16 protein-coding genes are annotated in these 14,424 nt (G+C 49.7%); 10 read left to right on the top strand and 6 right to left on the bottom strand.

Features of this window, described 5'->3' with window-relative positions:
* Positions 1-7 precede the first annotated feature (7 nt).
* Positions 8-265, bottom strand: coding sequence for an MJ0307 family thioredoxin (locus MTCT_RS03630; RefSeq protein WP_010876442.1), 258 nt, complete (start codon positions 263-265; stop codon positions 8-10).
* 75 nt (positions 266-340) lie between these two features.
* The gene (sppA, locus tag MTCT_RS03625) at positions 341-1,204 is read right to left on the bottom strand and encodes a signal peptide peptidase SppA (protein ID WP_010876441.1); all 864 of its coding nucleotides are present in this window, start codon (positions 1,202-1,204) and stop codon (positions 341-343) included.
* Between the two features lie 248 nt (positions 1,205-1,452).
* On the opposite strand from sppA, the gene MTCT_RS03620 reads away from it, so the two are divergent.
* The 9 genes from MTCT_RS03620 to MTCT_RS03580 all read left to right on the top strand — a co-directional run bounded on the left by MTCT_RS03620 (position 1,453) and on the right by MTCT_RS03580 (position 8,205).
* A complete protein-coding gene (locus tag MTCT_RS03620; protein ID WP_048061249.1) occupies positions 1,453-2,313 on the top strand; it encodes a shikimate kinase in 861 nt (286 codons plus the stop codon).
* A 40-nt stretch (positions 2,314-2,353) separates the two neighbouring features.
* Positions 2,354-2,650 carry a chorismate mutase gene (locus tag MTCT_RS03615; RefSeq protein WP_010876439.1) on the top strand — a complete coding sequence of 99 codons (297 nt, stop codon included), beginning with the start codon at positions 2,354-2,356 and terminating at the stop codon, positions 2,648-2,650.
* 1 nt (position 2,651) lies between these two features.
* Entirely contained in the window at positions 2,652-2,840 is a 189-nt protein-coding gene (locus tag MTCT_RS03610; protein ID WP_010876438.1) for a 30S ribosomal protein S17e, read from the top strand.
* Between the two features lie 49 nt (positions 2,841-2,889).
* Positions 2,890-4,110, top strand: coding sequence for an aspartate kinase (locus MTCT_RS03605; RefSeq protein ID WP_010876437.1), 1,221 nt, complete (start codon positions 2,890-2,892; stop codon positions 4,108-4,110).
* Positions 4,107-4,997 carry a 4-hydroxy-tetrahydrodipicolinate synthase gene (gene dapA, locus MTCT_RS03600; RefSeq protein WP_048175504.1) on the top strand — a complete coding sequence of 297 codons (891 nt, stop codon included), beginning with the start codon at positions 4,107-4,109 and terminating at the stop codon, positions 4,995-4,997. Before MTCT_RS03605 ends, dapA begins: the two co-directional genes overlap by 4 nt.
* Positions 4,998-5,009: 12 nt before the next feature.
* The gene (gene dapB / locus MTCT_RS03595; RefSeq protein WP_010876435.1) at positions 5,010-5,831 is read left to right on the top strand and encodes a 4-hydroxy-tetrahydrodipicolinate reductase; all 822 of its coding nucleotides are present in this window, start codon (positions 5,010-5,012) and stop codon (positions 5,829-5,831) included.
* 12 nt (positions 5,832-5,843) lie between these two features.
* Positions 5,844-6,887, top strand: coding sequence for an aspartate-semialdehyde dehydrogenase (gene asd, locus MTCT_RS03590; protein WP_048175503.1), 1,044 nt, complete (start codon positions 5,844-5,846; stop codon positions 6,885-6,887).
* A 90-nt stretch (positions 6,888-6,977) separates the two neighbouring features.
* Complete coding sequence (locus tag MTCT_RS03585) at positions 6,978-7,454, top strand: phosphatase PAP2 family protein (RefSeq protein WP_231855367.1); 477 nt, start codon at positions 6,978-6,980, stop codon at positions 7,452-7,454.
* A 214-nt stretch (positions 7,455-7,668) separates the two neighbouring features.
* The gene (locus MTCT_RS03580) at positions 7,669-8,205 is read left to right on the top strand and encodes a hypothetical protein (protein ID WP_052457329.1); all 537 of its coding nucleotides are present in this window, start codon (positions 7,669-7,671) and stop codon (positions 8,203-8,205) included.
* Between the two features lie 22 nt (positions 8,206-8,227).
* Here the strand turns inward: MTCT_RS03580 and MTCT_RS03575 are convergent, their stop codons facing one another.
* Entirely contained in the window at positions 8,228-8,824 is a 597-nt protein-coding gene (locus MTCT_RS03575) for a cyclase family protein (RefSeq protein ID WP_084126173.1), read from the bottom strand.
* Positions 8,825-8,885: 61 nt separating this feature from the next.
* Positions 8,886-10,094 (bottom strand): transglutaminase domain-containing protein, encoded by a 1,209-nt coding sequence (locus MTCT_RS03570; protein ID WP_231855380.1) that lies wholly within the window; start codon positions 10,092-10,094, stop codon positions 8,886-8,888.
* 130 nt (positions 10,095-10,224) lie between these two features.
* On the opposite strand from MTCT_RS03570, the gene thsA reads away from it, so the two are divergent.
* The gene (gene thsA, locus MTCT_RS03565; protein WP_048175500.1) at positions 10,225-11,841 is read left to right on the top strand and encodes a thermosome subunit alpha; all 1,617 of its coding nucleotides are present in this window, start codon (positions 10,225-10,227) and stop codon (positions 11,839-11,841) included.
* A gap of 322 nt (positions 11,842-12,163) precedes the next feature.
* Here the strand turns inward: thsA and MTCT_RS03560 are convergent, their stop codons facing one another.
* Both MTCT_RS03560 and MTCT_RS03555 read right to left on the bottom strand, forming a co-directional pair.
* Positions 12,164-13,315, bottom strand: coding sequence for a thiolase domain-containing protein (locus MTCT_RS03560; protein ID WP_048175499.1), 1,152 nt, complete (start codon positions 13,313-13,315; stop codon positions 12,164-12,166).
* Between the two features lie 12 nt (positions 13,316-13,327).
* Entirely contained in the window at positions 13,328-14,368 is a 1,041-nt protein-coding gene (locus tag MTCT_RS03555; protein ID WP_048175498.1) for a hydroxymethylglutaryl-CoA synthase, read from the bottom strand.
* Between the last annotated feature and the right edge of the window lie 56 nt (positions 14,369-14,424).

The following is a 14,424-nucleotide window of genomic DNA, read 5'->3' as shown; positions in this document are numbered from 1 at the left end:
AAAGAAGTTATTCCATCTCATCATTTATGGCTTCAAAGAGTTCTTCCCTGCTTGGGGCCCCAACGAACCTGACAACACCGTTGATTGCTATGGCAGGGACAGCCATCAGCCCATACTCTATGGCCTTTTCCCGGTCAACCATTATGTCGATCTTTTCGACATCAATTTTGTCTCCGAATTCCTTTTTGGCCTCATCAACGACCTCGATTGCCATTGGACAGTAAGGGCAGGTTGGGGATGTGAAAACCTCTATATTAACAACCATTTCTTAACCTCCGTGAGAGTAATATAATTATCTTCTTCCCCTTTTTAGATAAATACTTATCCTTTTCCACCTTCATCAATGGAGCTGCAGCTCTTCCGTTGTGTTCCCTGAGGCAAATCCCAGCCTTGAGAACATGCTGGAGAGGACCCTTAGGAAGCCAGAAGGAGGCTCGAGGGTTATCGTGTTATAGTTCTTCACACCTGCGAGCTTCGCAGCCACCTCAACTGCATAGTCCTTCCCTCCAGTGAAATCCACCAGCCGGTTGCGTACAGCCTGTCTGCCTGTGAATATCCGGCCCTCTGCCAGGCTCTTCACGTAGGAGACGCTAAGGTTTCTGTTGGCAGCCACGGTCTTTATGAAGTAGTCGTACTCCTCATTGACCATTGACTGCAGCATCTGTCTCTCCTCATCGGTTATCATGCGGTAATCGGCACCCATGTCCTTGTACTCACCGGCCTTTATGGCGTACTTGTTTATCCCCATCTGCCTGTACATCTGGGAGAGATCCGTAAGGTCGAGTATGACACCTATGCTTCCAACCCATGCTGAGGGACTCGCAACTATCCTGTCAGAGGCTGATGCTGCAAGGTATGCCCCCGAGGTCCCTGAATCACTTATCCAGCTCACCACTGGTTTTTCTGATTTATTTATGGCATCCATGAGTTCCTCACTTGCAACAGGTGTCCCTCCCGGGCTGTTTATGTCGAGGACAATGGCCTTAACTGAGGGATCGCTGTTGGCTTCAGCGATGAGCTCCTTTATGTCATCAGGGTCCACTCCATCAGAGAACCCTGCCGTGTCATAGGCTATGGCTCCGTGGACAGGTATTATTGCTATCGTACCCTCGCCGCCCTCCAGCAGACCGGCTAATGAAAGCACCAAACCTGCGATTGAGAGGACCGCGACGAGACCGACTACTATCTTGCTGTTTCTATCCATGGTATCAGACCTTTTTACCTCCAGTCATGTTTTCAGGAGTTTTTGTTATATCAGACATCCATGTACCATCCTAAATTTTTAACCATTTTTATTAATAGAATGTCCACCACTATATAAATATTGCACTTAGATACTATTTAATTGATGAATACACTTTGCAGTGTTTGAGAGCTTGAGGTGCTCTCTGGAGTGCTTTGCAGCTTAATAATCTATTCAGTGAACGATCATAGAATCCTGGAGTGATGGTTGTGAAGAAAACTGTAAGGTCCCCTGGATCCGCAACCGTGATTAATGCGATTGCGACTGGCAGGGGCTCAGCATTCGGCATAGGACTGAGGGTGGAGGCAGAGGCAGAGCTGATTGACTCAGGGGTGGAGTGCATCTCCCGTGAGGGTGCTGACACATCTCTCATGGAGCTCTGCACCCGGATGGTGATTGAGCATTATGGAGTGGATGCCGGTGTGAGGGTGGTAACATCATCGGACCTTCCTGTTGCCAGCGGACTCTCAAGCAGCAGCGCGGCATCCAACGCCACCGTGATGGCAGTTTCATCCCTTTTATCAGACGAATTTGGCCTCCAACCCATGGAGGATTTTGAGATGCTCAACATGGCAGTTGACGCTTCCCTGCAGGCGGGTGTGAGTGTTACCGGGGCCTATGATGATGCAAGTGCATCATTCTATGGCGGCTTAACCGTGACAGATAACATGGAGAGGCGCATAATCCTCAGGGAGCCGATGGAAAATCAAAAGGTATTAATATATATGCCGGACAGAAAATCACTGACTGCACAATCAGATGTCCCGCGGATGAAACTGCTGGCCCCCTGGGTTGATATGGCCTTCAGGGAGGTCCTTGATGGAAGGGTCCACAGTGCCCTGACACTCAACGGGATACTCTATTGTGCATCCCTGGGATTCGATCCGGGAATAGCCCTTGACGCCCTTGAGGCGGGTGCCCTTGCAGCGGGTCTCTCAGGAACCGGGCCATCCTTTGTGGCCCTAACACATGAGGACTCTGAAGCTGATATCATCGATGCCTGGGAGAACCTTGAGGGAGATGTGCTTGTAACATCAGTGGACAACGAGGGTACACGTGTCCTTGAATAACTCCAGTGACCCTTGAATGGAAGAAAGGGGAATGTAATTTATGGATGAGTACAGAGCACGGGAGGTCCTCAGAAGATCCAGGCAGAAGATAGATGGAATAGACAGGGACATACTTGACCTCATAACCTCAAGGATAGCCCTTGCACGGGAGATAGCAGAGGCCAAGGAGGTCCTTGGAATGGAGATCCTGGATCCTGAAAGGGAACTCCAGATTATAGAGAGGACCCGGAAAATCGCCAGGGAAAATGGTATCGATGAGAATAAACTTACAGAACTGATGAAGATTCTGATGGATCTCAGTAAAACTGAACAGAAAGAAATGTTAAGGAGGCAATGAAATGGGAAACATAAGGACATCCTTTGTAAAAAGAATAGCTAAAGAGATGATAGAAACTCATCCAGGGAAATTTACAGACGACTTTGACACTAACAAGAAACTTGTGGAGGAGTTCTCAACAGTAAGCACCAAACACCTAAGAAACAAGATAGCAGGTTACATTACAAGGATCATCAGCCAGCAGAAATAAGACAGAATTTTTTTCATTTTTTCCAACATTTAAAAGGTTGTGAAGGTTAATGGAGTTAATAGTTGCTAAATTTGGCGGTACATCAATAGGAAATGGTAGGCGAATTAAGAAGGCGGCCCGTTCAGTTGTGAAGGAGTACATGAAGGGCAGGAAGGTCGTTGTCGTTGTATCTGCCATAAATAAGACAACCGATGAACTCCTCCAGATAGTGGACGAGGCAATGGAAGACGCTGTCACAGAGAAGCAGCTGGCTGAAATAGTATCCATGGGTGAAATGACCAGTGTCAGGATATTCTCATCCGCGATAGAGGCACTCGGAGTTAAATCAGAATATATAGACCCATTCATGGATGAATGGCCAATAATAACCGACAGCAACCTTTTAAATGCTAAGGTGGATTTTGAGGCAACTGAGGAGAAATCAAGGGAACTGCTTAAACTCCTTGATCAGGGAATAATACCTGTGGTTTGCGGCTTCCTTGGAAGGGACCCCAACGGCTACATAACCACCCTGGGGAGGGGTGGAAGTGACATAACAGCATTCCTCCTTGGTCACTGCCTGAAGGCAGATGAGGTTATAATCGTAACAGACGTTGGAGGTGTCATGTCCACGGACCCCAACAAACTTCAGGGTGCCAAGAAACTTGATAAAATATCCGTTGAGGAGATGAGGGACCTTGCAACCCATGGGGCCCAGGTACTCCACCCCCACGCCCTAAAATACAAGGACCCTGATATAAAGGCAAAGATAATAGGATTTGAGCACGGGGACCTATCTGCACCAGGAACCGAGATAATCGGACCATCAAAGAATAAGATGGTTAAGACAACAACCCTCAACCCGGATCCAATATCCGTGGTTGCTGTTGTGGGTGAAAAGATACTGAACAAGCCAGGTATACTGGCCCGGTTAACATCAAGGCTTGCAGAGAACTCCATAAATATCATAGGAATTTCAACCGGCCAGAACTCGGTCACAATCTTCGTGGATAAGAAGGACGCCGATGAGGCCCACAGGCTCCTCCACGATGTGGTCATTGCAGACGATGACCTCAGTTCACTCTCCCTTGGGAGGGACATCGCAATGATAACAATATCCAGCCCGGATTTCATAGATACACCCGGCATAATATCTGAAATCACCAAGCCCCTGAGGGATAATGACCTTAACATAGTTGAAATTTCATCCTCACAGACATCTGTGGTTATTTTTGTTGACTGGAATGATGGTAAAAAGGCATATGAACTTGTAAGGGGTGTTCTTGAATGAAGATTGAAGGCACAGTTGTGGCCATGGTTACTCCATTCACAGAGGACGATGTGGTGGATGAGGCCGGGCTGCGGGAGAACATAAACTACCTTATAGAGAACGGGGTTGATGGCCTGCTGGTTGCCGGAACAACCGGTGAATCAGCGACAATAACCCACGAAGAGCAGAGGAGAATGATCGATATACTGGTGGATGAGGTCAACGGTCGCGTCAGGACAGTTGCAGGGGCAGGTAGCAATTCATCCAGGGAGGCCATGGGACTTGTGGAGTACGCAGAGGACGCCGGTGCAGACGCGGCCCTCGTCATAACCCCCTACTACAACAAGCCCCAGCCCCATGGACTCATTGAACACTACACCATGCTGGAGGAAGCCGCTGACATACCACTCATAATATACAATGTCCCCTCAAGGACAGGCACAGATATAGACGTTGACACGGTCGCCGAACTAGCAAAGCTCGACGGGATAATTGGGATAAAGGAGGCCAGCCCCGACCTGGACAAGGTATCCATGCTCAGGTCAAGGCTCATGGACCTGGGCCTTGATGACTTCACAGTCCTCTCAGGTAACGATAACCTGACTCTCCCCATGATCTCCATGGGTGCCGAGGGTGTGATATCGGTGGTTGCAAATGTCGACCCGGCTCGTATGAGCCGACTTGTTAACGAGGCCCTCTCAGGGGACTTCGAGTCTGCAATGAAAACACACTATGAACTCTACAGTCTCATGAAGGTCCTTTTCATTGAGAGCAACCCCGTACCTGTCAAGGAGGCCCTTAACATGATGGGCAGGCCCGCGGGTCATGTGAGGATGCCCCTGGCACCCCTGCAGGATGCAAACCGTGAGAGGCTCATGATGGTCCTGGAGGAACTGGCACTGATCTAGGGGGTGTGATGCTTGATAAGGGTTGCAGTTACAGGCGCATGCGGGCGCATGGGATCAGGGATAATAAGGAGGGTCCTTGAAGAGGAGGACATGGAACTGGTGGCAGCAATTGAGGCTCCCGGCACACCCCTCAGGGGCAGGGACATAGGAGAGTTCACAGGAAGAGGCAGTGTTGGAGTTGAGGTAACTGATGCATCAAATCTTGCAGATACCCTTGCAGAGACAGAACCCGACGTCCTTGTTGACTTCACAGTCGCATCTGCAGCAGTCGAAACAATAAAGACTTCAACCGAGGCCGGTGTTAACCTTGTGGTTGGCACAACAGGTTTTTCAGAGGAGGAGATGCAGACAGTAAGGGACTGCATAGAAAGGTCAGGTGTGAGGGCCGTAATCGCACCGAACATGGCAGTGGGGGTCAACGTGTTCTTCAAGGTCCTCAGGGATCTTGCACCGATCCTCTCTGACTATGACGTTGAGATCATTGAGGCACACCACAGACACAAGAAGGACGCACCATCAGGTACAGCTGTACGTGCACTGGAGGTCATCTCAGAGGCCACAGGCAGAAGGGCCAGTGAGGTCGCAGTCCATGGTCGATCCGGACTCACAGGCGAGAGGAGCAGGGATGAGATAGGTGTCCATGCAGTTAGGGGTGGTGACATCGTCGGGGACCACATTGTCCTATTTGCAGGTGACGGTGAGCGCCTTGAGATAGTTCACAGGGCTCACAGCAGGGATGCATTTATAGGTGGAGTCATAAGGGCTATAAGATTCATTGAGGATGCAGAACCCGGAAGGATAATGGATATGGGGGATGTTCTGGGAATAAACTGATAAGGTGATATTATGGTTAATGTGGGTGTTCTGGGAGCAACAGGAATGGTTGGACAGCGGTTCATTCAGATGCTTGATAAACATCCTGAATTTGAGCTTACAACCCTGGCGGCTTCTTCACGGTCCGCCGGGAAACCCTATGGGGAGGTGGCAAACTGGTACCTTGACTGTGAGATGCCAGAATCTGTGAAGGACATGGAGGTCGTTGAAACGGATCCCTCAGCTGTGGGGGACGTTGATATACTCTTCTCAGCCCTCCCTGCAGACGTGGCGAGGAAGGTTGAACCAAAATTTGCAGAGAAATACATAGTGGCATCAAATGCCAGTGCAATGAGGATGGAACCGGATGTCCCCCTCGTGATACCTGAGGTCAACCCTGAGTTCCTTGACCTCATAGAGGTGCAGCAGAGGAGGAGGGGGTGGGATGGGTTCATCGTCACCAACCCCAACTGCTCAACAATAGCCCTGACCCTCACACTCAAGCCCATCTACGACGCCTACACAATAAAAAGGGTCTACGTATCAACCATGCAGGCGGTTTCCGGTGCCGGTTACAATGGAGTCCCCTCAATGGCCATACTTGATAACCTGGTGCCCTTCATCGGTGGTGAGGAGGAAAAGATTGAAACAGAGACCCTCCACCTGCTGGGAGAACTCGATGAAGGCGTTGTGAAACCAGCCAGCTTTGGCGTGAGTGCATCATGTCACCGCGTACCCGTCGTTGACGGTCATACCGAGGCGGTCTTCATTGAACTGGATGATGAATTTGATATTGATGATGTCAGGGAGGCAATGGATAAATTCAGGGGACTCCCACAGAAGCTGGGTCTCCACTCCGCCCCTGAAAAACCCGTGGTGGTAAGGGATGAGGAAAACAGACCCCAGCCAAGGATGGACAGGGACATGGACGGTGGAATGGCTGTTACCGTTGGAAGGCTCAGAGAGGACGCTGCATTCAAAAACAGTTTAAGGTACGTCCTTGTGGGTCATAACACAGTGAGGGGTGCGGCGGGGGCATCGATTCTGAATGCAGAACTCATAAATGAGATACTATAGGATACCATGCACCCCACCCTTCTGGGCCCTGATCTATCCGTCCTATATTTTTTTAATGCGGTCCTGGCCTCACCATTTCTTGACTTTTTAATGCCACTTTTAACCTTCGGCGGGACCCAGGCCTTCTGGGTGATACTCTGCCTCATCCTCTACCTCCTTGGTGGTGAGGATGAGAGGGAAGCTGCATTCATAGCCCTCACGGCACTTGTCCTGGGATTCTTCCTGAGTGAAGCCCTTAAGATGGTTATCGCAAGACCACGACCCTATGAGGTGATTGGGTGGGTGAGGCACGCCACAGTCGCTGCGGGCTATTCTATGCCATCGGGACATGCTGTGGCCGCCTTTGCCGGCTTCATCTCCCTCTACTTCAGGTTAGGGAGACCATGGCTTTTCATCATCCTCGCATCACTTGTGGGGATCTCAAGGATCTACCTTGGTCTCCATTACCCAAGTGACGTTCTCGCGGGCGCCGTTCTCGGGGTTTTATGTGCATTAACCGCCCTGAAGATAGACGAGAGGGTTAAATGTTTTGGTCTCTGCCGTTTTGACAGGCTGCAGCAAAATTAGGCGCATTTTAAAAACCAGGCAAACTTCTTCTGTTTCAGTGTTCTGTTCTGATGGAACCGTCATCCTTTTCAGGGCCCCTCTCGTGTCATGGGAATCAGATGCTTATCGGCAGGGACTCATCTATGCTTTGGGAGGTTTTCCTTGTCAATGCAGCTGCAGTGATCCACGGGCTTCATTTGGGAAGGTTTTTAAGTTTTAATGTGATATCTATTAAATGGAAAGGGATACCATGAGGTTCATGAGGGATTCAGAAAAGGAACAGCTCAAGCTTCTTGTAAAGGCGTGCATGCTGGAGATAAGCAAGCTCAAGATGGATCTCCGGAAATGCCGTGAGAATTCAGATAACTGTGAGAGGGTTAAGGAACTTGAGGATGTACTTAAAATCAGGGATAGGCGTATAGATGAACTTGAAAGAATCATGGCTGAAAAGGACAGGGTGATACAGGAACTCAAGGGCATCATAGCAGATAAGGAATCCCGGATAACTGACCTCAAAAGGTACAGGGAATACTTCCAGGCCCTTACACAGAAACCTGAAAAGGATCTAACATCATTCCAGTCACAGATCTACCGTCTGCTACCCGATGAGAGGGCCACCACAGAGGAGATGCTTGACTTCATAAATGAGATAGGGTTTAAGGACCTGAAACTTGAGAACATGGTCCAGATACTCAGGAACCTTGAGAGGAAGGGCTACTTCAGGTCGGTGAGTGAGGGCAGGAGGACCCTCTGGGAGAAGGTTAAGAGATGAGTTTTACCGCTGGAATAAGCTTCTATCTGTATCTGACACACATTTCAGGGTCTGTAACTGCAAATACCCTTGCAGGGGATGCTTCGGCCCTCACAGAGAGCGGAACAACGAATAATCTGAATTTAGGCGGTAGCAGGTCAGTGTTTGTTATGTTCTCCACAATCCATATCCCATTTTTGAGGAGGAGTCTGTGGATATCAGTTCCTCCAGGACTGTCCACACTGGGACCATCGATGCAGACCCCCAGAACTTCATGTTCCACCAGTTCCTCTGCAAGATGTCTCTTTATACCAGGGTAGTCCCTGAAGTACCCCTCTGAGCCCCACCTCGAGCTCCAGCCAGTTTTGATGACGGCTATATCGCCCCCAGTTAAAATCTCTCTTTCTGATACAAGGAAACCCTCACCTGTGAGTTCCTCCAGTCCTATTCCATCAACGGTGAGGGCACTGCAGTGTGCATGGAGGGGGGCGTCTATATGGGTCCCGGTGTGCATACCCATGGACAGTGAGGATGTAATGTAATCAGCATCTGAACTCTCAATTCTCAGTTTAACGGGCGGATCACCAGGGAAGACAGGCATGGAGTCTTCTATTCTATGGGTCAGGTCGATTATTTTCATAATGTGATTGTTTCATCTGGGAGATATTAACTGTTTTCTAACTGCATGGACGAAGGATCCTTTAAAGCCTGTATTCACTGAGTACCTCGCTGACCCTTGAGACAGTTGTGTTCCAGTTACTTACATGTCCCACTCTGTTGAGGGAATGGGTTGTGTCTGCAGTAACCCATCCACGACCCCTTATCCATACCTGGGCCCATACATGGGAGTACCAGTTCCCGCTTATGAATCTACAGTAACCACGGACGTAGCGTGCAGGTATACCACTGGTCCTTGCAAGGGCTACCATGAGGTGTGCCTGGTCAACACAGTTGCCCTCCCTTAACCGCAGTGTACCCGAGGCACCGTAACGTGTCCTGTAGTAGAAGGAGTAGTCAACGTTGTCAAGTACCCAGGTGAAGAGGTTCTGTGCAGTGGAGTAGCTGGTGTTTCCTGAGAGTTCACGGGCAAGGTATACCACATTGGGATCCGTGACGCTGCAGTAGGCTGTTGAACTCAGATACCTTTTGAGGGATGGAGGGACATACCAGGGGCTGTTCTTAAGGCCCTCATAGTATCTGAGTTGCCCCTTAAGATAGGTGTATCTGTTCTCAAGTGACCTGAGTCTGTTCTGAAGCATGATCCGGGTCCTGGTGTTTCCTGTGGTTCTTATTCTGATCCTGATCCTCTTGATGAGGGAGGATGTCTTCCTGATTTCAGAGTTTATGCTCCTTATCCTGGAGTCAACGGTCTGGGAGTTGATCCTGTATGCATTGAGGGGTACCGGAGTCCTTATATACACGTATGTGGGCATCCTCCCCTTCTGGTACCTGTAACGCCCAATCTTTGAGAGGAGGTAGACGGTATTGTAGAAATCGATTTTACCTCCAGTGTAGGATACCGTTGACGGGCATCTACTGTATTTATCTGTAAAGTCCCTGAACCTTACTGTTATCTCATTGTACTGTGTTCTGCTCAGTTTCAGGGATATTCGGCGAATATCGAGGGCGGGTGAATTTACAGTTCTGTATTCAACGGTCCTTGAGCCTCTCAGTACTCTGCTAAGGGCATATGTGTAGGATGCACAATCAAGACTTCTGTTTCCAGCACTTATGTTTTCAGGGAGCCTCTGATACTTTTCCATGAAATTGGCTACCCTGACACTTGCCTGCAGGACTTCAGAGCTGTTCAGGGTTCCTGAATAATTCTCAAGGGCATGGGAACTTTCCATGGCCACGATCAAAATCAGGGTCATGGTAAGGTATACTGAGGCTTTCTGGAGCTGCCTCATTTTTATCACAGATTACTTTAAGTTCCATCTTCGTTAAATATTCTTCTGGAGAAGCAGCGAAAACTATTTATAGAACCTCTAACCCATTGATAACTGCATACTGATTTATAATTAAAACTGAGGTGATTGAATGGCACAGGGACAGCAGCCAATTCTTGTACTGCCCGAAGGTACAAGCAGGTATCTTGGAAGAGACGCACAGAGGATGAACATCCTTGCGGGTAAAATACTCGCAGAGACCGTGAGAACAACCCTTGGACCTAAGGGTATGGACAAGATGCTTGTTGACTCCCTTGGAGACATTGTTGTAACCAACGACGGTGTCACAATACTCAAGGAAATGGACATAGAGCACCCAGCAGCAAAAATGCTCGTCGAGGTTGCAAAGACCCAGGAAGACGAAGTAGGGGACGGTACAACCACAGCAGTCATAATAGCAGGGGAACTACTCAAAAAGGCTGAAAATCTCCTTGAAATGGAGATCCACCCAACAATAATAGCAATGGGTTACAGGCAGGCCGCTGAAAAGGCCCAGGAAATACTCGACGACATTGCAATCGACGCCAGCGACAGGGACACCCTCATGAAGGTTGCAATGACCGCAATGACAGGAAAAGGAACAGAAAAGGCAAGGGAACCACTGGCAGAGCTCATAGTGGATGCGGTCAAGCAGGTTGAAGAGGATGGCGAAGTCGAGAAGGACCACATAAAGATAGAGAAGAAGGAAGGCGCAGCAGTGGATGACTCAACACTCGTGCAGGGTGTTATAATCGACAAGGAAAGGGTCCACCCAGGAATGCCAAAGAAGGTTGAAAACGCCAGAATAGCACTCCTCAACTGCCCGATCGAAGTTAAAGAGACAGAGGTTGACGCAGAGATCAGGATAACAGACCCATCACAGATGCAGGCCTTCATCGAACAGGAAGAACAGATGATCCGCGACATGGTCAACTCAATAGTTGACACAGGCGCAAACGTCCTCTTCTGTCAGAAGGGCATCGATGACCTCGCACAGCACTACCTGGCCAAGGCAGGAGTCCTTGCAGTGAGAAGGGTCAAGAAGTCAGACATGGAGAAACTCTCCAAGGCCACAGGAGCAAACATAGTCACAAACATCGAGGACCTCAGCCCAGAGGACCTTGGTGAAGCAGGAGTCGTATCAGAGAAGAAGATCTCAGGCGAAGAAATGATCTTCGTTGAAGAGTGCAAGGAACCAAAGGCAGTGACAATACTCGTCAGGGGATCAACCGAACACGTTGTAAGTGAAGTTGAAAGGGCAATTGAAGACGCAATAGGCGTAGTCGCCGCAACAGTTGAGGATGGTAAGGTCGTTGCAGGAGGCGGAGCACCTGAAATAGAAATCGCAAAGAGGCTCAAGGACTACGCTGACTCAATAAGCGGCAGGGAGCAGCTGGCAGTATCAGCCTTCGCAGAGGCCCTTGAAATCGTGCCAAAGACCCTTGCAGAGAACGCAGGTCTTGACAGCATCGACGTCCTCGTTGACCTCAGGGCAGCCCATGAGGAATCAGCATACATGGGAATCGACGTCTTCGATGGTAACATCGTCGACATGAAGGAAGCAGGAGTAATCGAACCACACAGGGTCAAGAAACAGGCCATCCAGTCTGCAGCTGAAGCAGCTGAGATGATACTGCGCATAGACGACGTCATAGCCGCATCATCATCAGGTTCCAGCGAGGAAGGAATGGAGGAAATGGGCGGCATGGGCGGAATGCCTCCAATGTAAGGCACCCCCAACTTTTTCTATTTGAATCACCCCAATTCACTTCCATATAACTCTTTTTCTGATATGGAGAGATTTAAGTAGACATAGATCCTTTCTTTTAAGAAAGCGTTCTCTAAATCTGGGATCATTTATTCTGTCCGGGCAGAGACGGGACTCATCCTGCAATAAAATGCAAGTTAAGAACTGTACTCTTTCTAACTCTGGTTTCTATAGCTGACTTCCTCAGTTCAAAAAAAGTTTGGTTTCCATGCAGGGAATAAGAAAAGATCAACAAATAGATCTGAGCCGTTCTTAAATTAATAAAAAAAGGTTGAATGATTGTTTACCTTGAAAATATGTGGACCGCCGCTGTTCCACCGGTTCCACCGATGTTGTGGGTCATGCCGATCTCAGCACCTTCCACCTGTCTCTTACCGGCTTCACCACGCAGCTGCCATACAACCTCAGCTGCCTGGGCTATACCGGTGGCTCCAAGGGGATGGCCACGTGCCTTGAGCCCACCTGATGGGTTAACCGGTATATCACCGTCAATCCTTGTCATACCCTCCTCAAAGGCCCTTCCACCTTCACCCTTCTCGACGAATCCAAGGTCCTCAACAGCCAGTATACCGTTTATACTGAAACAGTCATGGACCTCAACAAGGTCTATGTCCCCTGGAGTCAGCTTGGCCATCTTAAAGGCATTTCTGGCTGCATTGACGGTTGCATCAATCCTTGTTATGTCCCTCCTGTCATGAAGTGCAATGGTACCTGAGGCCTGTGCAGACGCCTTCACATAGACAGGCGTGTCTGTGTACTCCCTCGCCATGTCTGCAGGGCATAGTATAACCGCTGCGGCCCCATCAGATATCGGTGAACAGTCGAGGAGCCTGAGGGGATCCGCTACCATGGTGGAGTTCATGACCTGTTCAACCGTGACCTTCATCGGAAACTGGGCCCGGGGGTTGTTTGAGGCGTTCTCATGGTTTATCACTGAGACCATGGCGAGCTGCTCCCTGGTTGTACCGTACTCATACATGTGCCTCCTGGCCATCATGGCATACAGTGATGGGAATGTGACCCCCTGCTGGGCCTCCCACTCCTGGTCGGATGCTGTTGCAATTGCCGGTGTTGGGTCAACAACGTCGGTCATCTTCTCAACACCAGCAGCTATCACGATGTCATGATATCCTGATGCCACCGCCATTATACCGCTCCTGAGGGCGAGCCCCCCTGATGCACAGGCGGCCTCAACCCTTGTGGATGGTATGGGTGTCAGGCCAGCATGGTCCGCGATGAGCGAGGATATATGCTCCTGTTTTATGAAGAGACCGGCTGACATGTTACCAACGTACATCGCATCAAGGTCTGCGCCCTCCACTCCTGCGTCCTCTATGGCCCCAAGTCCGGCCTCGGTTATCATGTCCCTGAAGGAGACGTCCCAGAGTTCTCCAAATTTTGTCTGTGAAACTCCAATAACTGCTACATCCCTCATATTATCACCCTCTTAAGCCATCCTGAGTTTGCCCTTGAATTTGGCGTATATGGCATAGTCGACGTACCTCTTATTTTTGATGATCTCGGCCACGGACGGTGCAAGGTCACGCCTCTCCTCTATGAGGTCATTCACCTCTATTATGAAGGCGTCGCTCCCGGCACCTGAACCATAGGACACTGCCAGTATCCTTGCGCCTGGTTCTGCAACGTCAAGGGTTGCTGCAAGGCCTACTGGTGTTGCACCTGAGTAGGTGTTCCCTATCACAGGTGTCAAAAGTCCTGGTTTAACCTGTTCGCTTTCAAATCCCAGTTTGCGAGCAGCCTTCAGGTAGAACTTCCCGTTTGGCTGGTGAAAGACCGCGTAGTCGAAGTCATCTGCGCTGAGACCGGTCTTCTCCATCATACCCCTCGCGGCTCCCAGGACATGCTTGAAGTAGGCGGGTTCACCGGTGAATCTTCCCCCGTGCCGGGGGTAGGGCATTCCCTCCCTCCTGTAGAAGTCGGGGGTGTCTGTTGTGAAGCTGTAGGTTTCCTTTATATCTGCAAGGCAGTTCTTTTTGCCTATAACATAGGCTGCCCCTCCTGCTGATGCAGTGTACTCGAGGGCGTCACCGGGGGCTCCCTGGGCTGTGTCAGCACCGACTGCAAGGCCGTACCTGATTATGCCTGAGTCAACAAGCCCCATGCAGGCCTGTATACCTGCGGTACCTGCCTTACATGCGAACTCAAGGTCAGCTGCTGTCATCTCGGGTGTTGCATCAACAGCCTCTGCAACGATTGTTGCTGTTGGCTTAACAGCGTAGGGGTGGGATTCTGATCCCACATAGACAGCTCCTATCTCTGAGGGATCTATCTGGCTCCTTCTGAGGGCATTACGGGCAGCTTCAACTGAGATTGTTGCTGTGTCCTCATCAGGACCAGGGACTGATTTTTCCTCCACAACCAGCCCCCTTGATATGGCCTGGGGGTCGTCTCCCCAGACCCTCGCGATTTCTTCAACCTTTATTCTGTATGATGGAATGTAAACTCCATATCCGACTATTCCAGCCATGAATATCACACCATAATATTAGTCTGGATCCTGTTATTATTCTAAAATTAAAGTAT

The organism is Methanothermobacter sp. CaT2, from assembly GCF_000828575.1.
Taxonomy (GTDB): domain Archaea; phylum Methanobacteriota; class Methanobacteria; order Methanobacteriales; family Methanothermobacteraceae; genus Methanothermobacter.
This window is presented reverse-complemented; position numbering and strand designations above follow the sequence as displayed.